The 21,636-nt window shown below is 66.8% G+C and carries 17 protein-coding genes; 6 read left to right on the forward strand and 11 right to left on the reverse strand.

The genetic code is table 11. The features are described from left to right. Positions 1 to 30: 30 nt before the first annotated feature. Together H9639_RS02705 and holA are read right to left on the reverse strand one after the other, a co-directional pair. On the reverse strand, positions 31 to 690 hold the full coding sequence (locus tag H9639_RS02705; RefSeq protein ID WP_191806569.1) for a pentapeptide repeat-containing protein: 660 nt from the start codon (positions 688 to 690) through the stop codon (positions 31 to 33). Between the two features lie 38 nt (positions 691 to 728). Further along, complete coding sequence (gene holA / locus H9639_RS02710; protein WP_318241958.1) at positions 729 to 1,748, reverse strand: DNA polymerase III subunit delta; 1,020 nt, start codon at positions 1,746 to 1,748, stop codon at positions 729 to 731. Positions 1,749 to 1,929: 181 nt separating this feature from the next. Between holA and H9639_RS02715 the strand changes: the two genes are divergently transcribed. Continuing rightward, positions 1,930 to 2,886, forward strand: coding sequence for a DMT family transporter (locus H9639_RS02715; protein ID WP_191806570.1), 957 nt, complete (start codon positions 1,930 to 1,932; stop codon positions 2,884 to 2,886). A 105-nt stretch (positions 2,887 to 2,991) separates the two neighbouring features. Here the strand turns inward: H9639_RS02715 and H9639_RS02720 are convergent, their stop codons facing one another. The 6 genes from H9639_RS02720 to H9639_RS02745 all read right to left on the reverse strand — a co-directional run bounded on the left by H9639_RS02720 (position 2,992) and on the right by H9639_RS02745 (position 13,165). Beyond that, positions 2,992 to 5,715, reverse strand: a complete 2,724-nt coding sequence (locus H9639_RS02720; RefSeq protein WP_191806571.1) for a ComEC/Rec2 family competence protein — start codon at positions 5,713 to 5,715, stop codon at positions 2,992 to 2,994. 29 nt (positions 5,716 to 5,744) lie between these two features. Next, complete coding sequence (locus H9639_RS02725) at positions 5,745 to 6,785, reverse strand: ComEA family DNA-binding protein (RefSeq protein ID WP_225219075.1); 1,041 nt, start codon at positions 6,783 to 6,785, stop codon at positions 5,745 to 5,747. 97 nt (positions 6,786 to 6,882) lie between these two features. Continuing rightward, a complete protein-coding gene (locus H9639_RS02730; protein ID WP_191806572.1) occupies positions 6,883 to 8,022 on the reverse strand; it encodes a DegV family protein in 1,140 nt (379 codons plus the stop codon). A gap of 11 nt (positions 8,023 to 8,033) precedes the next feature. Then, on the reverse strand, positions 8,034 to 10,535 hold the full coding sequence (gene leuS / locus H9639_RS02735) for a leucine--tRNA ligase (RefSeq protein ID WP_404799720.1): 2,502 nt from the start codon (positions 10,533 to 10,535) through the stop codon (positions 8,034 to 8,036). Between the two features lie 314 nt (positions 10,536 to 10,849). Then, complete coding sequence (gene glpK, locus H9639_RS02740; RefSeq protein ID WP_191806573.1) at positions 10,850 to 12,376, reverse strand: glycerol kinase GlpK; 1,527 nt, start codon at positions 12,374 to 12,376, stop codon at positions 10,850 to 10,852. Positions 12,377 to 12,421: 45 nt separating this feature from the next. Beyond that, entirely contained in the window at positions 12,422 to 13,165 is a 744-nt protein-coding gene (locus tag H9639_RS02745) for an MIP/aquaporin family protein (protein ID WP_191806880.1), read from the reverse strand. A gap of 255 nt (positions 13,166 to 13,420) precedes the next feature. Between H9639_RS02745 and H9639_RS02750 the strand changes: the two genes are divergently transcribed. From H9639_RS02750 to H9639_RS02760, 3 genes are read left to right on the forward strand one after another with little or no spacing between them, the layout of a single operon-like run. Continuing rightward, complete coding sequence (locus H9639_RS02750; protein ID WP_191806574.1) at positions 13,421 to 14,257, forward strand: aldo/keto reductase; 837 nt, start codon at positions 13,421 to 13,423, stop codon at positions 14,255 to 14,257. Between the two features lie 46 nt (positions 14,258 to 14,303). Continuing rightward, positions 14,304 to 15,185, forward strand: a complete 882-nt coding sequence (locus H9639_RS02755; protein ID WP_191806575.1) for an alpha/beta fold hydrolase — start codon at positions 14,304 to 14,306, stop codon at positions 15,183 to 15,185. Then, complete coding sequence (locus tag H9639_RS02760; protein ID WP_191806576.1) at positions 15,182 to 16,276, forward strand: glycosyltransferase family 4 protein; 1,095 nt, start codon at positions 15,182 to 15,184, stop codon at positions 16,274 to 16,276. Before H9639_RS02755 ends, H9639_RS02760 begins: the two co-directional genes overlap by 4 nt. An 18-nt stretch (positions 16,277 to 16,294) precedes the next feature. Here H9639_RS02760 and H9639_RS02765 read toward each other — a convergent pair whose 3' ends face one another. Continuing rightward, positions 16,295 to 17,308, reverse strand: coding sequence for an NADP-dependent oxidoreductase (locus H9639_RS02765; RefSeq protein ID WP_191806577.1), 1,014 nt, complete (start codon positions 17,306 to 17,308; stop codon positions 16,295 to 16,297). Positions 17,309 to 17,381: 73 nt separating this feature from the next. Here H9639_RS02765 and ccmA point away from each other — a divergent pair, with 73 nt between their 5' ends. Together ccmA and H9639_RS02775 are read left to right on the forward strand one after the other, a co-directional pair. Continuing rightward, the gene (ccmA, locus tag H9639_RS02770; protein WP_191806578.1) at positions 17,382 to 18,098 is read left to right on the forward strand and encodes a heme ABC exporter ATP-binding protein CcmA; all 717 of its coding nucleotides are present in this window, start codon (positions 17,382 to 17,384) and stop codon (positions 18,096 to 18,098) included. Further along, positions 18,095 to 18,829, forward strand: a complete 735-nt coding sequence (locus H9639_RS02775; RefSeq protein ID WP_191806579.1) for an ABC transporter permease — start codon at positions 18,095 to 18,097, stop codon at positions 18,827 to 18,829. The genes ccmA and H9639_RS02775 overlap by 4 nt, the downstream gene beginning before the upstream one ends. Positions 18,830 to 18,876: 47 nt before the next feature. On the opposite strand, the gene H9639_RS02780 is transcribed toward H9639_RS02775, so the two are convergent. Next, complete coding sequence (locus tag H9639_RS02780; protein WP_191806580.1) at positions 18,877 to 19,398, reverse strand: DinB family protein; 522 nt, start codon at positions 19,396 to 19,398, stop codon at positions 18,877 to 18,879. A 26-nt stretch (positions 19,399 to 19,424) separates the two neighbouring features. Beyond that, positions 19,425 to 21,635 carry a primosomal protein N' gene (locus H9639_RS02785; protein ID WP_191806581.1) on the reverse strand — a complete coding sequence of 737 codons (2,211 nt, stop codon included), beginning with the start codon at positions 21,633 to 21,635 and terminating at the stop codon, positions 19,425 to 19,427. Between the last annotated feature and the right edge of the window lies 1 nt (position 21,636).

A 21,636-nucleotide genomic window follows, 5' to 3' on the forward strand; every position in this document is an offset into this window, starting at 1 on the left:
GGTTCGCTGCCCCAACCGGTGCTGGATTCTTTAGTCCCGGATGCTGATCCCGAGATGCTCTGCCAGTGTGCTGGCGAACTCAGCCAGCTGCAGGGAGCTCAGCGTGGCTCCGCGGAGCGATCCGATTCCGGAAATTCCGCTGAGAGAGGCTCCGCGCAGGTCCACGTGTTCGAGGGTGGCGCCGTCCAGCTGCAGGGAGTCGATCCGGGTGTTGGTAAAGGACGCCCGGGTGAGCTTGGCGCCGCCGAGGTCCAGCTCCCCGATGACGCAGTCGCTGAAGGACACGTCCCTCAGCACCGCTCCCCGCAGGTTCAGGAAGTCCAGTTTGCTGCCGGTAATACTGACGGCATTCCATTCCGCGGAAAAGGCCTCAGCAGACCCGATCCGTGACGCTTCGATCGAGACATCACGCAGGACCAGGCCCGGTGCGGTGAGGACCGGAGCGTTGAGCCGCTCCACCCTGGTATCCAGCAACCGGGCATTACGGAGGCTGGTCCCGTGGGCCTGCGTTCCGATCAGCTCACATTCGCTGAAGGAGATACCGTCCAGAAGCCGGCCGGCGAGGTCGGCATCCGCGTAGCTCTCGCCGTCGTACTGCCCGTGCGCGCGCAGGAACTCCGGATTTCCCGGGAACAGGTCCGGCAGGCAGATGCTGCTGATCCGCGGGGCAGGGAGGTCTTTCCTGGCCATGGCTTCTGACTTCTTCTTTCGTTGTGTTCCCGTGCCGGTCAGCGGCCGGAAGCTGCCAGGGCGATCACGGTAACGGCCCGCTCGACGGCGTAGACCGGGTCCCGACCGGCACCCTTGACCTGGGCGTCGGCTTCAGCGAGGACCTGCACAGCTTTGATCAGGGACTCAGAGGAGAAACGCTGGGCGTCGCGCCGGGCCTGGTCAACCTGCCAGGGAGCCATGCCCAGATCCTTGGCCAGCGAGGCGGATGATCCCCTGAGATCAGCGACCCGTGCCACAGCACGGACCTTCATGGCCAGGGCAGCGACGAGCGGAACCGGATCTACACCGGTAGCCAGAGCATGGCGCAGCATGGACAGGGCCGCGCCGGCCCGGCCTGCCAGCGCTGCATCGGCTACTTTGAACGCGGTTGCTTCCACGCGGCCGCCGTAGTACTTCTCAACAACTTCCTCAGTGATTGCCCCGCCGGCGTCGTTCATCAGCTGCTGGCAGGCAGCGGCAAGCTCGGACAGGCTGGAGCCAATGGCACTGACGAGCGCCCGCACGGCGCCGCTGTCAATCCGTCGTTTCGCGGACCGGAACTCCTGCGTCACGAAGTCGATCTTGTCGGAGTCCTTTTTGAACGGCTGGCAGTCCACCACCGGCGCCTTCGCGGCCTTCACAGCGTCCAGGAGTTTCTTTCCACGGTTACCGCCCGAATGGTGCAGGACCAGCACGGTGTCGGGTGCAGGGTCCCGGAGGTAGGCGAGGGTGTCTACGAGGAAGTCCTCGCTCATGTGGGCCAGGTTGGCGGCCTCGATAAGCTTGGCTTCACCAAAAAGGGAGGGACTGGCGATGAGTGTCAGTTCACCTGCCGTGTAGGCGGCGGCGTCGATCCGGACGACTTCGGTGTCCGGCGCTGCGCTGCGGCTCTGCCTGCGGATGCTCTCCATGGCCCGTCCCGCCAGGTATTCCTCTGGCCCGGTGAGCAGGACTACGGGCGCCGGCTCCACCTCCCGCCAGGAGATTGTTCCGGCCGCCGGCTTCGCGGAAGACTTCTTAGGTACGGCCGGATTCACGGGTGCGCTGCTCCTGGGCTGGTTTGGGACGAATCACTCCCAACATTGCCACGCGCCGCGCCTGCGGCCAACTCCCCCGGCGGTCGTTTCAGCCACACCGGGGGCCGGGGCGCGGGGCGCTGAAGAGGACCGGGCGGAACACCTGTTGGTGCTTTGCCCCGTGACCAGCGATGATTCATGCATGAGATCAGCGCCGCCGTCCGCCGTCCCCAAGGAAAAGTCCGGAAGCGGGAAGCTGGTGTGGGCAGCCATCGCCGTGACCGTTGTTCTCTGGGCTTCGGCCTTCGTCGGCATCCGGGCGGCCGCCGCCGACTATTCCCCCGGCGCCCTCACCCTGGGCCGGATCGCCGTGGGAACCCTGACCCTTGCGCTCATGCTGCCCGTCACCCGGGCGCTGGGCCGCAGGCGTGCGGGCCCGCAGGCAGCGGCTGCCGCCGCGGGTTTTCCGCGCGGCCGGCTCCTTGTGCTCATCATCGTTTGGGGTGTGGCCTGGTTTGGGGTCTACAACGTTGCCTTGAATGCTGCCGAGCAGCATATTGATGCCGGAACCGCCGCTCTGCTGGTCAATCTGGCGCCCATGATCGTTGCTGTCCTTGCTGGGTTGTTTCTTGGCGAAGGCTTTCCACGGCGGTTGATTACCGGGATGTTTATTGCTCTCATTGGCGTACTTTTTATCGCCGTATCCACGTCCACGGGGAAGTTCGATGCCGTTGGTGTGGGCCTGGGACTGGTGGCAGCTGTTCTCTACGCAAGTGCTGCCACGCTGCAGAAAAGCCTCCTGCGGCAGGTGGATGCTCCCACCATGACCTGGATCGGCTGCCTTGCCGGAACGATCGCCTGCCTCCCGTTCGCCCCGGCGCTGCTGCAGGCACTGGGCACCGCTCCGCTCTCCTCGACCCTGGCTGTTGTGTACCTCGGTATATTTCCGACGGCGGTTGCCTTCACAACGTGGGGCTATGTTCTGTCCCGGTCCAGTGCCGGGCGGACTGCTGCCTCCACCTACGCCGTGCCTGCCGTGGTGGTACTGCTGTCCTGGCTGCTGCTGGGTGAGGTGCCGCCCGCCGCTGCCCTGTTCGGCGGGGCGCTGGCTCTGGCCGGCGTTGCGGTTGCTACGCTTCGGTGGCGGCGGATGTCCTGAGCCCGGCTGCCCAGCCAGTCCCGTGACTGCAGAGCCCATGCTGCTGCCTGCACAGCGGCGGGAATCCCCGGGCGGTTCCGGCGGCTGTCATCTCCGGCCTCCCCCCTACCCGCCCCGCAGCCGTTCAACGATCAAGCGCTTGCCGTCAGTCCGCAGGGTGAAGGTGCCCAGCAGGTCGGTGCGGGCAACCTGCGCTCCGGCGGCTTCCAGGGTTTCCAGAGTGTCCCGGGACGGATGCCCATAGGTGTTTTCCGCTCCCACTGAAATGACGGCGAGTTTTGGCCGGACGGCAGCCGGCAGCTCCGCGCCGCCGTTGCGTGCCCCATGATGGGCCACTTTCAGGACGTCGATCCGGGTTTCGCGCAGCCCAGGGGTGGATTGAAGCAGGCGGACCGCAGCATCCTCTTCGATGTCGCCCGTAAAGAGAAAGCTCAGGCCGGCGGCTTGAAGCAGCAACACAGCACTGGCATCATTCTCGTTCGCTTCCCCGTTCGTTTCCCCGTTGGTTCCAGCACCGGATTCTGTTCCGGTTCCGGTGCCGGGACCAGCCGGTGTTCCGCCGGCGGGCGGCCAAAGGACCTGCCACTGCACCTCTCCGCGTTCACCGTGCATTCCACGGGAAAGCCGCTGCGGCACCAGTCCCAGGCCCGCCGCCAGGCCATCGATCTCCCGCGGCAGGTCTGGTTCCGCAGAGGAAAAGGCCAGGCCGTGCACCTGCCGGCCATCGCCCGTTGCTTCAGCGCCGGCGTAATGATCGGCGTGGACGTGACTGATAACGAGGAGGTCCACGGTGTTGATCCGAAGGGCATCAAGACAACTGTCCAGGGCCTTGGGTTCGGGCCCGGCGTCGATGACGATGGCCGCGGCGGGTCCGGTCCTGATGACCATTGCGTCGCCTTGACCCACGTCGCAGGCGGCCGCAGCCCAGTCTCCGGCCGCAGGCGCCCGTACACCGGGGCGCCACCAAACCAACGCTGCCCCTGTCAGAAGCACGGCAGCGCCGGCAGCCAGCCACCGCCTGCTCCAGCTCCTGTTCCGGTTCCCCCTCCAGCCTCTGCCCGCGGTCCCGCTGCTTCGCCCGCTCGTGCTCCGGTTCCCCCTCCCGTTCCTGCCCGCAGTGCACGGCTCCAGCTCCTGTTCCGGTTCCGCCAAGAGTTCTTCCGCCTTTCTCGTGCCGAGCAGCAGAATGCTGACCACCAGGGCTGCACTGGCCGCTGCCATCAGTGCTGCCCCCGTAGCTCCGGGCAGCCATGGCAGCAGGGCACCGGGGGCTTCGGCAAAGAACCGGGCCACCGCCGCCACCCACCCTGCACCCGCCCCGGCAACCCACAGCGGCAGGAGGGCCAGCGCCGGGAATACAGAGGCAAGGATGACCGCCGCCATGCCCACGATGGTAATCATGGGGACCGCCGGTGCAGCTGCAATATTGGCAGGCACCGAGTACACCGGCACGTCGGGCTGCAGCAGGATGAGGACAGGCGCGCAGGTAACCTGTGCGGCCAGCGGCACGGCCGTGAGAACCGCCAGCGGCGTGGGCAGCACCCGCTCGAGGGCAGCCGCGAACCTCGGCCCCAGGACGATAAGCCCGGCAGTGGCGCACACCGAGAGAATAAAGGCGTAGCTGCCGCTGAGCCACGGATCAATGACCAGGAGAACCGTGATGCAGAAGCAGAGCAGCGAGGCCGGCACCTTGCCCCGTCCGGACAGCACGGCAACTGTTCCGAGTGATCCCATAACAGCAGCGCGCAGGACGCTGGGGTCAGGACGCACTACCACCACAAAAGCAGCCAGAACCGTGAGTCCGGCTGCCGCCGCCCAGAGCCTCGGCAGTCTCACCGCCCGGGCGGCCAGGAACACAAAGGCCAGCAGATAACTGCAGTTTGCTCCGGAGACGGCGGTGAGGTGCGTCAGCCCGGTGGCCTTCATCGCGGCCGCAAGGTCATCGGTTAGTGGTTCCCGGTCCCCCAGCACCATGCCGGGCAGCAGAGCCGCAGCATCGGTCCGGCCCAGGCCTTCGGACCGTTCCGCGAAGTTTCTCCGAAGATCCGTTGCCGTTCCATAGAGACCTGCCGTCGGGACAACAACCGGCGCCCGGCCGGCGCGGAGTACCGCAGCTGCCGGATCACCCGCATCGGCTGCCGAAAGCGTGCCTGCGCTGGTGAAGCTGTCACCGAGCCGGATGTCCGCGTAGGCATGGCTTCCAATCACCAGCACCGGCGTCTGGGCCGTCGACCGGGTGCCGTCCATCGTGAAACTGACCAGGCGTGCTGACACCAGATAACGCGCCTCGCCCCTAAACCGATCCGGCGTCCCCGCCCGGGCGTCGCCTGTTGCGCGGAACTCGCCGGAGATAACCCCCTGACCGGCAAGTGCATTGTGGATCGGGCCGCTGGTGCGGTGCAGGACGGCTGCTCCGGCCGCGGCAGCGACCAGCACCACCACGGCAAGCGGCGCCAGGCACGCCGCCGCACCGCCTCGGACCGCTCCTTCCGCTCCCCCGCGCCGGGAGAAGACCGCAATGCCCAAAACCATCAGGGCGGCCGTCCCGGCACCTGCCACCGTGAAGGCGGCTGCTGCGGGTAGCCGGATTCCAACGGCGGCGGCAATCCAGGCCGCGGCCGCTACGGGGACCATCCTGAGCTCATTGAGCGGCGGCGGCGCACCTGTTGAGCCAATGAGCTTGGCTGCTGCTTCCCGGGCGCGGCCTGCGCCGGACACCGGTAGTCCGGTGCGGCCGCTCCGGGTCCGGTCCGTTTCGGTGACCGCGGGGACCACCGGTGGTGACACGGCGGCCGCTGTGTAGCGGGCCCAGCTGGTCTGCCGTTTCACCGGGTACGCCGACGGTGCAGATACACGGGTTAGACCGTTACCAGAGGCAGGAGGGCTGCAAGCATGGCCTCCCCGATCCCGGGTACCGCGTCCAGGTCCTCCGGCCGGGTGAACCTGCCATGGTCTGTCCGCCACGCCACGATCCGCGCCGCGAGGACCGGCCCCACCCGGGGAAGGCTCTGGAGTTCCGCGTCCATAGCCGTGTTGAGGTTGACCGGACCCGCCGCTGCCCCGCCCGCCCCTACCCCGGCTCCGCCAGCTGTGTAGCCTGACCCCGGACCGGCAATGTTCCCCGGACCAGAGGGTGCACTCGGTCCACTTGGCCCGAACGGCCCTGACGCTTCGGAACCTCCCGCTGGTCCCGCGCCGCCCACCGCGGGGACCACCACCATGCTCCCGTCGTCCATCGGTGCAGCAAGATTCACCATGGTGAGGTCGGCCTCGGGCAGAGCTCCGCCCGCGGCTGACACCGCGTCCGCTACCCTCCCCCCGATTGGGATGCGCACGATCCCCGGCGCGGCTACCGCTCCGGCCACGTGGACCACCACTTCCGGGCCGGTGGCCGCGGCATCCGGCCCCGCCGATCCAGACAGCCCCGGCAATCCGCCCGGCCGCTCACCGGATGGTGCTCCACCCGCAGGGTTCGGTGGCTCTTCCGTGGCCGGGCCCGTTCCGGACCGGTCCAGGGAGGCCGGGTCGAAGGAGGACCCTTCGGCCGCGCTCCGCTCCGCAGACTCACCGTCCGGGTCCAGTTCCACGGCGAGGGTTTCATGGGGTTCACGATTCTGAACCAGGGAGATGGTAACGGCTGCAGCCAGCAGCAGGCAGGCAAACAGCACAGCAGCACGCAGCGGGAACCACCATCTCCGGTTGTTTCGGCGCTCCGCTGGCTCGTTCTCCCCGCCATCCGCGGTGCCGTTCCCGGGGACGATTCCTTCGGCAGCCTGCAGGGTCATCGCCGGCGAGGTCGGCTCCGGCAGCCCAGCCGCCTGCCGTTCCCTGCGGCGCCGGATCAGAAGGCGTGACGGCAGGGTCTGCGGAGGTTCGGTGTCCCAGCGGTGTGCGGCCATCACTGAAACGTAAGCCTGCGCCGCCTGTCCTGCTGGTCAGCACTGGCCGGTGTGGACACGCGCCCGCGGCAAGGCCGCTCTGGGCAGTTGGGGAGGGTTAGTCGATGTCCGATTCCGGGTCCAGGTCCCGGCGCCCCGCGACTCCGGGAACGCCGGGCCGGCCCGAACCGGTACCCGTGGAGCCGGTGGTATCTGTCAAAGCCGTACCCGGGATCGAGCCGGCTAGCGGAGCTGCCTCCTGCGCCGCCCCACCGGTGTCCGCCTGCGGGTCCCCGGCGAGGCGAGCTTGGCCGGACTCATTCAGGTTCGGCATCACAGCCGGAGAAACAGCCACCGCCAGCACACCCAGCCCGGCGTGGGCCGCCAGGACAGCGGGCAGCGGGCACAGCAGGACCGAGGTGTCAGGCCGTTCACGGATCACCGCCGATGCCAGCCGCTCGGCTTCCGCTTCGTTGCCGAAATGGTGCACTGCCACACGGACCGGTCCGGTTCTGGCATCGAGCTCTGCGCGGCAGAGCTCCTCCAGGCGTGCCAGAGCTTTCGGCGCGGTACGGACGCGTTCAATCGGAACCACCAGACCGTCCCGGATGGCCAGGATCGGCTTGACCGCCAGCAGGGTTCCGAACCAGCCCGCGGCTGCTCCGATCCGGCCGCCGCGGCGGAGCTGCTCGAGGCTGGGGACGTAGAAGAGGATGTTCGCTGCCGCCGCGCAGGACGTGGCGGCGAAAGCTACGTCCCGGGCCTCCGCGCCGTCCGCGGCCGCTGCCGCGGCGGCCTCCACTGCAAACCCCAGCCCCATGGCAACGGATGCCGTATCTATTACCTGCACGGGGATTTGGGCCGTCCGGGCCGCCAGCCGCGCCGAGTCGACGGTGCCGGATAGTTTGCCCGAGAGGTGGACCGAGACCACGGCGGCGTAACCGGCAGCAGCGAGTTCGGCGTACACCGCCTCAAACTGGCCCGGCGCCGGCCGTGAGGTGCGGACGTCCTGCCCCTGGGCGAGTGCCAGGGCCAGGGCAGCGATCATCTTGTCGGTGCCCTCGCCGTAGATCTGCTCCCCGATCATCACCGGCATGGGAACTATCCGGACCAGGGCCGCCATGCGCTCCGATCCGGCCCAGCCGCTGGGCAGCGAACAGGACGAATCCGTGACGACGGCGACGCGCGGCGGCGGCACGTTTCCAGACCCGGTTGCCCGGGGCTTGAACCACCGTCCGCGCAGCGCCGTCCAGTCCACGGAGCGCAGTCCTAGGCCGGCACGATGTTAACGAGCTTGGGCGCCTTGACGATTACCGTGCGGATGGCGGCGCCGTCGAGGACCTTGATGATCTGCTCCGAGGAGAGCGCCAGTTCGCGCAGCGCGTCTTCGGTGATGTCGGCCGGCACTTCGAGCCGGTCGCGGACCTTGCCCTTGACCTGGACCACGGCCGTTACCGTGTCCTGCACCAGCAGTTCCGGGTCAACTGCCGGCCAGCCGGCGTTGGCCACGGAGGCAGGGTGACCGAGTGCGTTCCAAAGATCCTCGGCCGTGTACGGAGCGAAAAGGCTCAGGATCACGGCTACGGCTTCGGCAGCTTCACGGACGGCCGGGTCGGCTGCGCCGGCCCCGGAATCGATGGACTTGCGGGTGGCGTTGACCAGTTCCATCAGCCGGGCGATGACGACGTTGAACTTGCCGGCATCCAGCAGATCAGCAGCGTCCGCCACGGTGCGGTGCGTGACCGAGCGCAGCTTCCTGTCGCCGGTCGCGAAGTCCACACCGGGCTCGCTGGTGATGTCCTGGCCCAGGCGCCAGGCGCGCGCCAGGAACTTCGCGGAGCCCGACGGCGAAACATCCGCCCAGTCGACGTCGTCCTCCGGCGGGGAGGCGAAGATCATGGTGAGGCGCACGGCGTCGACACCGTATTTATCCAGCTGCTGGCCCAGGTCCACACCGTTGCCCAGCGACTTGGACATCGCCTTGCCGCCGTTGAGCACCTGGCCCTGGTTCAGCAGGGCGCTGAACGGCTCATCGGCCTCGATCAGGCCCATGTCCTTGACCACCTTGGTGAAGAACCGGGAGTAGAGCAGGTGGAGAATGGCGTGTTCGACTCCGCCGACGTACTGGCCGACGGGCATCCAGTTCCGCACGGCTTCGGGATCGAAGGGACCTTCGGTGTAGTGCGGGGAAACGAAGCGCATGAAGTACCAGGAGGAGTCCACGAACGTGTCCATGGTGTCCGTGTCCCGCTTGGCCGGACCATCGCAGGACGGGCACGGGACGTTGACCCATTCCTGGACCGATGCCAGCGGCGAGGTACCCTTCGGGGCCAGTGCCTCACCCTTCAGGTTGTCCGGCAGGGTCACCGGCAGCTGGTCATCAGGGACCGGAACTTCGCCGCACTTTTCGCAGTGGATGATCGGGATGGGGGTGCCCCAGAAGCGCTGGCGGGAAAGCAGCCAGTCACGCAGGCGGAAGTTCACGAACTTCTCGCCGGTGCCCTTTTCCTCGAGGATGCGGATAGCCGCCGGGATGGCCTCGGACTTGGGCAGTCCGTCCAGGTCCCCGGAGTTCACCAGGGTTCCCTCACCGGTGGTGGCGGTACCGGAGAGCGCGGGATCCTCTTCGCCCGTGTCGAGCACGGCACGCACCGGCAGGTTGAAGGCCTTGGCGAAGTCAAGGTCCCTCTGGTCATGTGCCGGCACGGCCATGATGGCGCCGGTGCCGTAGTCGGCCAGCACGTAGTCCGCGGCCCAGACGGGCAGCTTTTCACCGGTCAGCGGGTTGATTGCGTAGCGGCCGGTGAAGACGCCGGTCTTGGTGCGGTCCGTGGCCTGGCGTTCGATGTCGGAGAGGGCCTTGACCTGCTCGCGGTATTCCAGCAGGGCTTCACGGTGTTCTTCGGTCACCAGGTCCAGCGCCAGCGGAGCATCAACCGCGACGACGAAGAAGGTTGCTCCGTACAGGGTGTCCGGGCGGGTGGTGAAGACGGTGACCTGCTCTTCGGGCTTGTTCCCGGCAGCTTCGATCGCGAAGCGGACGTGGGCGCCTTCGGAGCGGCCGATCCAGTTCTTCTGCATGGCCAGGACCCGCTCCGGCCAGTGGCCCTTGAGCTGTTCCATGTCATCGAGGAGCCGGTCGGCGTAGTCGGTGATCTTGAAGTACCACTGGTTCAGTGACTTCTTGGTGACCTGGGTGCCGCAGCGTTCACAGGCACCGTTGACGACCTGTTCGTTGGCCAGCACCGTCTGGTCCTTGGGGCACCAGTTCACCGGGGAGTTCTTCCGGTAGGCCAGGCCGCGCTCGTAGAACCGGGTGAAGAGCCACTGCGTCCAGCGGTAGTAGCCGGGATCGGAAGTGTGCAGCCGGCGGGACCAGTCCACGCTGATCGCGTAGCGCTTGAAGGACCCCGCCTGGGTGTCGATGTTGCGGTAGGTCCATTCACTGGGATGGGCGTTGTGCTTGATGGCCGCGTTTTCAGCGGGCAGGCCGAAGGAGTCCCAGCCAATCGGGTGCAGCACGTCGTAGCCGAGCTGCCGCCAGTACCGGGCAACTACGTCGCCCATGGCAAATGCCTCGGCGTGGCCCATGTGCAGGTCGCCAGAGGGGTAGGGGAACATGTCCAGGACGTAGCGGCGTTCACGGCTTCCGTCGTCGGCGGGCGTGAAGACACCAAGATCGTCCCAGACGTCCGGCCACTTCTGCTCCATGGCCGCGAAACTGTATACGGCCTCTTCCGACTGGTCAGTCTGTGACTGCGTGCTCACTATGCTTCGCCTCTGTCCTCAATGAATCCTGGTGATCCGCGGTCTCCGGCATGCCGCCGGTTACGCTTGCGCGCTTAACTCTTCCCAGACACACAAAAGCCCCTCGTCAGATGCAAGGGGCTGCCGCGTTGTGCATCAACGCGGCTATCTAAGGAGGAGCAAAACGGTCATTTATCCACTTTACAACAGGCAGTGCCCGACGGCGGCAGCGCAAAGGGGTGCGCCGCGTCCTGCCGTTCAGGCCGCAGCGGCAGGGAATGCCGTTTTCGCTGCGAACGGCATTCCCTGTCCAGCCGGACCTGCCGGCGGGCCCGGTGCTAACGCACGTCTTCGTCCACCCAGTCGAATGTGCGGGTGACCGCCTTGTTCCACAGCCGCATCTGGCGGTCCCGCTCTTCCGGGTCCATCTGCGGGGACCAGCGCTTGCCTTCGTTCCAGTTCCTGGCCAGCTCAGCGGTATCGTTCCAGAAGCCGACGGCGAGCCCGGCGGCGTAGGCCGCGCCGAGCGCAGTGGTCTCCACAACCTCGGGCCGGACGACGTCGACTCCCAGGATGTCGGCCTGGAACTGCATCAGCGCATCGTTGGCGACCATACCGCCGTCGACCCGCAGCTCGGTGAGCGGCACACCGGAGTCGGCGTTGACGGCGTCGAGCACTTCCCGGGTCTGGAAAGCCGTAGCTTCCAGTGCGGCCCGGGCAATGTGGTTCTTATTCACGAACCGGGTCAGGCCCACAATGACTCCGCGGGCGTCGGCACGCCAGTGCGGCGCGAAGAGGCCGGAGAACGCCGGGACGATGTAGACCCCGCCGTTATCCTCCACCGCTTCGGCGAGCTGCTCAATTTCCGGGGCGCTCTTGATGATGCCCAGGTTGTCCCGCAGCCACTGCACCAGTGAACCGGTCACGGCGATCGAGCCCTCGAGGGCGTAGACCTGCGGGGCATCGCCGATCTTGTAGGCCACGGTGGTGAGCAGGCCGTTCTCCGACATGATCTTCTCTTCGCCGGTGTTGAAGATGAGGAAGTTGCCGGTTCCGTAGGTGTTCTTCGCGTCCCCCACCCCGAAGGCTGCCTGTCCGAAGGTGGCCGCCTGCTGGTCCCCCAGAATGCCCGCCACCGGAACCTCGCGCAGCAGCTGCGAGCCGTGCACGGTGCCGTAAACCTCTGAAGAGGACCGGATCTCGGGAAGCATTGTCCGGGGAACCCCGAAGATCTGCAGGATGGTCTCGTCCCACTGCAGCGTATCCAGGTCCATGAACATGGTCCGGGAAGCGTTGGTCACGTCGGTGATGTGAGCTCCCCCGTCCACCCCTCCGGTCAGGTTCCACACGACCCAGGAGTCCGTGTTCCCGAACATCAGCTCGCCCTTTTCGGCCTTCTCCCGGGCCCCTTCGACGTTGTCGAGGATCCATTTGATCTTGGTGCCGGAGAAATACGTTGCCAGCGGCAGGCCCACCTTCGCCTTAAACCGGTCCGCACCGCCGTCTCGGGCCAGTTCATCCACTATCGACTGGGTGCGGGTATCCTGCCAGACAATCGCGTTGTACACCGGTTTGCCGGTGACCCGGTCCCAGACCACGGCCGTCTCACGCTGGTTGGTGATGCCGACGGCGGCGATGTCGTGCCGGGTCAGATTCGCCTTGGACAGCGCCGTTCCGACAACTTCGCGGACATTGGTCCAGATCTCTTCGGGATCGTGTTCCACCCAACCCGCCCGGGGGAAGATCTGCTCATGTTCTTTCTGGCCAACCGAGACAATGTTTCCGTTGTGATCGAAGACAATCGCCCGGCTGCTCGTGGTTCCCTGATCGATCGCGATGACGTACTGCTGCTTGCTGTCTGACACTTGGTCTCTCCTTCAAGATGAGTGGATCGTGGGACCCGGGACCGGTTAGAGGATTTCCGGCAGTGGAATAATCGAGCCTACCCAGCCGCCCAGCGCTCCGCCGACCAGGGGCCCGAGGACCGGTACCCAGGCATAGGCCCAATCGCTGTTTCCCTTATTGCGGATCGGCAGCAGCGCGTGGACGATGCGGGGTCCGAGGTCACGCGCCGGGTTGATGGCGTAGCCCGTCGGACCGCCGAGGGAGGCACCAATGCCGACAACGAGCAGCGCAACTGCCAGCGGCCCCAGTCCGGAGGGGGTGCCGGCGAAGGCCACGATGACGACCATCAGCATGAAAGTACCGATGACTTCGGTCACAACGTTCCAGCCATAGGAACGGATAGCCGGACCGGTGGAGAACACGCCAAGGATATTGGCCGGGTCCGGCTCTTCATCGAATTGCTTCTTGTAGGCCAGCCAAGCGGCGAAGGCGCCAATCATGGCCCCAAGCAGCTGCCCGCCAAAGTACGTCAGAGTGGACCCGATGGTGACGTCGATGCCGGGCATGAACTCCTCCGCACCGCTGGTAATGATTCCCACCGTAACGGCCGGGTTGATGTGGGCACCGGACACAGCTGCCAGGTAGACGCCGGCGAACACGCCGAGCCCCCACCCCCAGTTGACCATCAGGAAGCCGCCGCCATTGCCTTTGGTCTTCGCCAGGGCCACGTTTGCGACGACGCCGCAGCCCAGGACGATCAGCGCTGCGGTACCCATCATTTCGCTGACGAATATCTCTCCTAGAGTCACCATCGACTCCCTCCGTTCCATTGTTTGTTGTTGTGATTAGGGGTTCTCATGGTGTGACCGTCATTCTGAGAGCGGGATGTGGCGCAGGCGGGGGGCCTTCCAGCTCGGCGCACTGTAGGCCCTATGCAATCAAGCTTTTTCCGTCAGCGCCATGAAAACTTTGAAAGTGCAGGTCAGCCGCTCCGATTCGCGGCCGTCGGGAGCCTGCCCGCCCCCGAATACGATACCCGCGCCCGACCTCGGTAGAGTTTGAGCATGCAACGGGCACCGAAACTGACCTTGAACAACGGCGTGGAGATCGACCAGGCTGGCTTCGGCACGTACAAGGTCCCGCCGAAAGAGACCGCGGCACTGGTCACGTCGGCTCTGGATGCCGGTTACCGGCACATCGACACCGCCGCCCTGTACGGCAATGAGGAAGGCGTTGGGGCTGCGGTCCGGAATTTCACGGCCGCCGGGCATGTGGTCAGGGAGGACCTGTTCGTCACGTCCAAGCTGTGGAACTCCGACCAGGGGTACGACGCCGCCTTCCGGGCTTTCGATGCCTCGCTGGACCGGCTGGGTTTCGAGTATCTGGACCTGTACCTCATTCACTGGCCCTGCCCCGGACGGGGGCTTTTTGTGGACACGTACCGGGCACTCGAGGAAATCTATGCCTCCGGGCGGGTCCGCGCGATCGGCGTCTCTAATTTCGCCCAGGAGCACCTCGAGGAACTGGCTGCCGCTACCGGGATTGTGCCCGCGGTGAACCAGGTGGAACTTCATCCGTGGCTGGCGCAGCGTGAACTGCGTGCCTTCCATAACGCCCACGGTATCCGCACGGTTGCGTGGAGTCCGCTGGGACGGGGCGCCGTCCTGGCTGATCCGGTGGTTGAGAAGATCGCCGCCGAGCTGGGCCGGACTCCGGCCCAGGTGGTGCTGCGCTGGCATGTCCAGACGGGAAACACCGTGATTCCCAAGGCCAGCAGTGAGGACCGGATCACCGGGAACCTCGACATCTTTTCCTTCGACCTGGACGAGACCCAGATGGCCGCTCTGAACGCACTGGACCGCGGGCAGCGCACCGGTTCCGACCCGAGCGAGGTGAACTAACGTGCGGCTGCTGCGCCGGCCCGGCACAGCAGGCACGGGAGCTCCCATGCCCTTCACGCGTGAGGCGGATGTCCGCACCTACCGGGTACAGGGAACCACCGCACGGTGCTGGGACTTCCCGCAGCTCAGCGGAGAGCCGGATGCCCCGCCGGTTTTTATGGTGCACGGTTTCCGCGGTGACCACCACGGCCTGCTCCGCATCGCCGAGGCTTTGCCGAACCACCGTGTTCTCATTCCGGACCTGCCCGGCTTTGGCCAGGGCGCCGTGCTGCCAGGCACCCACAACGCCGCTGCCTATGCCGATTTTGTCCGCGCCAGTTTCCGTGAACTCGGCCTGGGGCCGGACACCGTGCTGCTGGGCCATTCCTTTGGTTCAATCATCGCAGCGCGCACCGCGGCGCAGTACCCGGAGATGATCAGCGAACTCGTACTCATCAACCCCATCTGCGAACCGGCGCTGGAAGGCCCGAAGGGCATCACCAGCAAGGCTGCTGAGTTGTACTACCGGGCCGCCGCGAAACTCCCGGAAACTGCCGGGCACGCCCTCCTGACCAACCCGCTCATTGTGCGGGGCATGAGCATAATGATGGCCAAGACCTCCGATCCGGGGCTCCGGCGCTGGATCCATGCCCAGCATGATGCCTATTTCAGCGCCTTCGCCTCCCGCGCCGTCGTCCTGGACGCCTTCCGTTCCTCCATTTCCGAGACCGTGCGGGACTACGCCGCGGCGCTGCGGATGCCGGTCCTGCTGATCGCAGCCGACCGGGATGACCTGGGCTCAGTCCCCGGGCAGCGCAGGCTCGCCGGTATGGTCCCTGACTCCGAGCTGGAGATCATCGAGGGGTGCGGGCATCTGGTGCACTACGAGGCTCCCGAAGTGGCCGCCGCCCTGATCGCCGATTTCCTGGACCGGAGGCACCTGGCATGAAAATCGTGTTTGATGCCCGCTTCACCCGTACCGACCAGCACGACGGCATCAGCCGGTACGGCGCCAGCCTCATCGAGGCCGTGTCCCGGCATGCGCAGGTGCAGATGCTGATCAGCGACGAGCGGCAGCTCGCCCTGCTGCCGGAGGTGCCCTGGGTCCGGATTAATTCCCCGCTCTCCCCCGCCGAGCTTTTTGTGGCCCGCAAAATCAACGGATTGAACGCGGATGCGGTGGTCTGCCCCATGCAGACCATGGGCAGCTGGGGCCGGACCTACCCGCTGATCCTGACCCTGCATGACCTCATCTACTACCAGAATCCGACGCCGCCGGGTTTCCTGCCGCTGCCGGTGCGGCTGCTGTGGCGGCTGTATCACCTGGCCTACTGGCCGCAGCGTGTGCTCCTGAACCGGGCCGACGCCGTCGCCACCATCAGCCACACCACGGCGGAGCTGATCAAGCGGCACCGGCTGACCCGCCGTCCCGTGCGGCTGGTGTCCAACGCGCCCCAGCCCGGAACCGTGCCCCGTCCGCCCGGCGCGGCGGCGGACCGGACCCTGCTCTACATGGGTTCCTTTATGCCGTACAAAAACGTGGAAACGATCGTGCGCGGCATGTCTCACCTGCCCGGCTATACCCTTCACCTGCTCAGCAGGATCAGCCCGGAGCGGCGGGCGGAACTGGAAGCGCTGACCGCTGATTCGGCCCGGCTGGTCTTCCACAATGGAGTAACCGATGCGGAGTACGACTCCCTGCTGCGCCGGGCCACGGCACTGGTGACCCTTTCCAAGGCGGAGGGCTACGGGCTGCCCGTGATCGAGTCCATGGCCATGGGCACTCCGGTGATTGCCAGTGACATCCCGATCTTCCGGGAGGTCTCCGGCGGCGCGGCGCTGCTGGTCGATCCGGAGAGTCCGGAGGCCTTCGCGGCGGCGGTCAACGCCCTTTCGGATCCGGGATGTTGGGAAGAGACCGCCGCCGCCGGCCTGCGCCGGGCCGGCGAGTACGACTGGGATGCCTCCGCAAAGCAGCTCGTTGACGCGGCGGCGGAGGCATCCCGCCTGTTCGCGGCAAAACGCCGCAGGGTCCGCTAGGACCCGGGACGGTCCGGGCTAGGCCAGCCGGACCACCATCTTGCCCTTGTTGGCGCCCTTCATCAGGTCGATGAAGGCCTGCGGTGCGTTTTCCAGACCGTCAACGAAGGTCTCGTCGTAGCTGACCTGGCCGTCGCGCAGCCAGCCTGCCATCAGCGCGGCGAACTCGTCCGCGTACTGGTTGTAGCTGCTCGCAATGAATCCGCGCAGCGTCAGTTCCTTGCCGATGGCCAGCGCCAGGTTGCGCGGTCCCGTGGGCTTATCGGTGGTGTTGTACTGCGAGATGGCACCGCACATGGCGATCCGCCCGTACTTGTTCAACTCCGAAATCGCGGCTTCGAGATGATCTCCGCCGACGTTGTCAAAGTAGACGTCGATTCCCTGCTCGCCGGCAGCTTCCTGCAGCTGATCCTTGACCGGCGCATCGTGGTAGTTGAACGCGGCGTCGAAACCCAGTTCACGCAGGCGTTCAACCTTCTTCGCGGAACCGGCACTGCCAATCACCCGGCTGGCGCCAAGCGCCTTGGCAATCTGGCCAACCAGTGATCCGACGGCGCCGGCAGCACCGGACACGAAGACGGCGTCGCCTTCCTTGAACTCCGCCACCTTGGTCAGCCCCGCGTAGGCGGTCAGGCCGGTCAGGCCCAAAGCGCCGAGGTAAGCACTGGCCGGCGCAAGGGCCGTGTCGATCGTGCGGGCACGGGCTCCGTCCAGGACGGCGTAGTCCCGCCAGCCCAGGCCGTGGAGCACGGTATCTCCGGGCTTGTGTGCGTCGGACCGGGACTCGATGACTTCACCGACGGCACCGCCGTCGAGCGGCTGATCGAGCTGGAAGGGCGGAACATAAGACTTAACATCATTCATCCGGCCGCGCATGTAGGGGTCAACCGACATTGCCGTGTTCCGGACCAGGACCTGTCCGTCCTGCAGTTCAGGAACGGGAACTTCGGTCAGCCGGAAATTCCCGTCTACCGGCCATCCGTCGGGACGTGAGGCCAGATGAATTTCGCGGCTTGTCTGGGGGTAGGACATCGATCTCCTTTTTGGCGCCCAAAGTGCTGGGCGCCCCGAGTATTTCATAAGCACCCTGTCTATCCTGAGTGCCATGGATATGTTACCAGCGGTGTCCGTGCAGGACTTAGCGGTACGGCGCGGCGGGAACGTGGTGTTTGACGCCTTGTCGCTGGACGTTCCGGCAGGCCAGGTGGTCGGTCTGATGGGGCCCAGCGGCAGCGGGAAGTCGACGCTGCTGCGGTCCGTGGCCGGTACCCAAAAGACGGACGGCGGAACCGTCACGGTGCTGGGACAGCCCGCAGGCTCAGCCCAGCTGCGCGGCCGGATCGGTTACATGACCCAAGCTCCCAGCGTCTACGACGATCTCACCGTGGCCGAGAACCTGGCGTATTTCGCGCGGCTGCTGGGACACGGGAGGGACGCTGTGGAGCAGGCAATCCGTGAGGTAAATCTCGGCCCCGAGGCGCACCGGGTTGTGTCCGGCCTCAGCGGAGGCCAGCGCAGCCGGGTTTCCCTGGCCGCCGCCCTGATCGGCCAACCGGAGCTGCTGGTGCTCGACGAACCGACGGTGGGCCTGGATCCGCTGCTGCGCCAGGAGCTGTGGCGGCTGTTCGCGCAGCTTGCCGGGCGCGGCACCAGCCTTTTGGTCAGCAGCCATGTCATGGACGAGGCCAGCCGCTGCGGACGCCTGCTCCTGCTCCATAAGGGCCGGCTGCTGGCTGATCTGACTCCCGGGGAGCTGCTCGAACAAACGGGAGCGCATGATGCGGACCGGGCGTTCCTGGTCCTCCTGGGCGGTGAACCGTGAAGCCCCGGCTGGCTCTGGCCACCGCCGTCCGCGTCCTCCGCCAGGTCCGGCATGATCCCCGCACCATCGTGCTGCTCCTGGTGATGCCCAGCCTGCTGATCGGGCTGATGGCATGGATCTTCGTGGATACTCCGGTGTTTGGGCAGGTGGGGCCCGCCCTGCTGGGCCTCTTCCCCTTCGTGGTGATGTTTCTTGTCACCAGCATCACCACGCTGCGGGAGCGTCGCTCGGGAACGCTTGAACGGCTGATGACCCTCCCGGTGGGCAAGTTTGACCTGATCGCCGGCTACGCGGTCGCGTTCGGCCTCCTGGGAACCGTGCAGTCGCTGATTGCTGCGGGATTTTCCGTGTGGGTCTGCGGCCTGGACGTCAGTTCCTCTGCCTGGCTGCTGGTTCTGGTGGCCGTTATGAACGCGCTTCTGGGTACGACCCTGGGCTTGTTCGCCAGTGCCTTTGCCGCGACCGAGTTTCAGGTCATCCAGTTCATGCCTGCGGTGGTCTTCCCGCAGATCCTCCTCGGCGGGATCTTCATTCCGCGGGACCAGATGCCGGCTTTCCTCTCGGCGGTCTCCGACTGGCTTCCCCTTTCCCACACCATCGCCGCGCTGCAGGACGTCTCCACTAAAGTCGATGCGGCGCCGGATGTCCTGCGCGAAGTGTGGATCCTGGCCGCCTTTACCGTGGCGTTCCTGGTGCTCGGTTCGGTGACCCTGCGCCGGCGGACCCCGTAGCCGGGTTCACGGTCCGGCAACCCGCACAACCCCGGACCACTCCCGGTTCACCGGGGACGGACGTCCCAAAGGTGGTGAAGCGCATCGTGGATGAAGTAGCGGGCCAGGGAATCAACCGTGAAGGCACTGCCATCGGAGCGCAGTCCGCGCCGGGACAGCTGGCCGGGTTCGACGGCGTCGAATGCTGCCGCGGTAGCCTCCGCTTCCGCAGCCAGCCCGGCGGCGACCGACACCGGGTTCTGCCCGCCGTATCCTTCGGCGGCTGCAGTGGCGTCCTGATCCCAGTCAGCGAAACCGGCACCGTCAGTCTCCAGCATCAGATTCAGGCGCATCCGGTACACACGGCAAAGGTCGCGGACATGGGCCCCATATTCCAGCGGAGACCAGGTGGAGTCATCCGGGCGCTGCGCGGCGTCACCGCGGGAGAGCACTTCCTGCCATTCCCCGGCACTGTCCCGGAGCAGGCCAGGGACGTCGTTGAAAGCAGTGGCAGCGGCATCGAACCCGCACTCGGGGCACGGCCGGTCCAGGACCCAGGTCCAGTTTTTGGTGTCAGGGGTTATCGCCATCTGCACACTCTAGTGCACACAGCCGCCTACAGGACGTCCGGTCCGTCCACCCGGACGTACACCGGATCACCCGTACGACGGGCCGAAAGCGCGGCCTTTGCGGCGCGCATGGCAGCGGTTACCGCCGGAGCATCCCCGTAGGGGAAAAAGCACAGGGTCCGCCAGCGGCCCGCGCCGTTCAAGGTTCCGGCCTCTTCCCCACGGTACGACGGCGGTTCCTCCACCGGTGCGGGGCCTACGATCCGGGCGCGCTCCGGCAGCCCCAGCCGGGAGACAAAACCCTCCAGCCCCTCCCTCGAACCGGTCAGCTCGGCGTATCTGACTGCCGGTGGGAGTCCGAGCTCGCGGCGCAGTGCCAGTTCACGCTCCGCGGCGCCCGCGGGGTCCCAGCGCAGCAGGTGGCCCACCGTGGCCGTATCGTCAGCCGTCACCACCACCACTCCCCCGTCCCGGGCAGGACGAACCAGGGCCGCAGCACTCAGCCAGCGGCGCAGGGTCTCTTCCTGCGCGTGCAGTGACTGCCGCGACAGCATTGCGGTGCCGTCCAGCAGCAACGCTGCTGCGTAGCCTGACGGGGCGACCGGTTCAGCTCCGGGGGTTGCCACTACCAGGGCCGGGGTGTCCGGGACCTCGGACCGGATGTGGTCCCCAGCCGATGAAATGACGGTTACTGAGGGGAACGCCCGGCCCAGTTCCTCCGCCGTCCGTCCGGCGCCTGCGGTGGAGGCGCGGAGCCGGAAACTGCCGCAGGATGGGCAGTGCCAGCGGGGCTCAGGGCGGGCACACCAGCGGCAGGCGGGCAGGGCGTTGCGGCCGGATTGGGCCAGAGGTCCCTGGCAGTGGCGGCACCGCGCCGGTTCGCGGCAGTCCTGGCAGGCCAATGCCGGAGAGAACCCGGTGCGCGCAACCTGCACCAGCACCGGCCCCCGTTTCAACCCGTCCTGGGCGGCCTTCCACGCAGCGTGCGGAATCCTGGCGCGGGCCGCCAGTGGATCGCGTTCCATGTTGAAGGTATCGGCAGTGCTCATAACCCGCGGCGTGGATTTACGGACCAAGGGCCGATCAGCGTTGAGGGCCGCTGCCCAGCCCGATTCCACCAGGCGCTGTGCCTCGGTGCTTCGGGTATGGGAGGCAACGAGCATTCCGGCGCCGGCGGCTTCAGCCCGCAGCAGCAGCACGTCCCGCGCATGCTGGTACGGTGCCCGCTGCTCGGCGTGCAGGTCATCGGCATCGTCCCAGATGCAGACCAGCCCGAGGTTCGCCACCGGTGCATAAGCCGCCGAGCGGGTGCCGACCGCCACCACGGCGTCACCGTAGAGCAGCTGCAGGAAACTGCGGTAGCGCGGTGTCGGCCCGTCTTCTGCGGTCAGCCTCACGGCGGTGCCGTCCGGCAGGCAGTGTTCCAAAGCTGCCATAACGCGGGCGAGGTCCTTCTGGTCCGGGACGACGACGACGGCCCCGCGGCCTGAGCGCACGGTCGCCTCGACGGCGGCGGCGATTTCGGCCGGCCAGGCGTCGGGTCCGTAGCCGCGCAGGGAGGACAGCACGGCCCGCGGGCTGTGCCCGGCAGCCAGGTGGCTCAGGAACCGGGGCCCATGCGGATACCGCCGGAACGGAGAGGCCGTATCGGGTTCGCTGGGTACATCCGGGGCGTCGGGCGTGGAGTCCGCCTGCGGGGAAACCGGCTGCACGGAGTCCGCCTGCACGGAATCCTTCTGCGCGGAATCCGTCTGCTTCGGGACCGCCTGTCCGTCCACGGCATCCGGCACGCTGCGGCCGGCGAATTCCTTCTCCACCCGCGCCACCCGAGGCGGCACGGCAACCCGGAGCACATCATGAACCGAGCCGGCATACCGGGCGGCCACGGCCTCGGCCAGCTGCAGGACCTGCTGACTCAGCACCGGAACCGGCGAAACGACTTTGCCCAGCGGAACCAGCCGTGCCGTTGTCTGCGTGGATTCCAGCCGTGCGGTGAGGAAACCCGGAAGTTCCTGCCCGCCGAACCGGACTTTGACCCGCACGCCCGGGCGGGCATCGGCGTCGCGCTCCGCTGGAACCAGATAGTCGAAAGGACGGTCCAAATGCGGAAGCGGTGAGTCCAGCAGCACCCGGGCGATCGGGAGCCGGGAGGCGGGCTGGGCTTTACCCACCGGTGCCGCCGGCGGTGTGAAGCCGTGCAGCAGGGTCAGCTGCACCGCCTCACCGTCCCGGGCTTCCCCTTCCGGCCGCTGTCCCATG

The sequence above is a fragment of the Arthrobacter gallicola genome (assembly GCF_014836775.1).
Taxonomy (GTDB): domain Bacteria; phylum Actinomycetota; class Actinomycetes; order Actinomycetales; family Micrococcaceae; genus Arthrobacter_B; species Arthrobacter_B gallicola.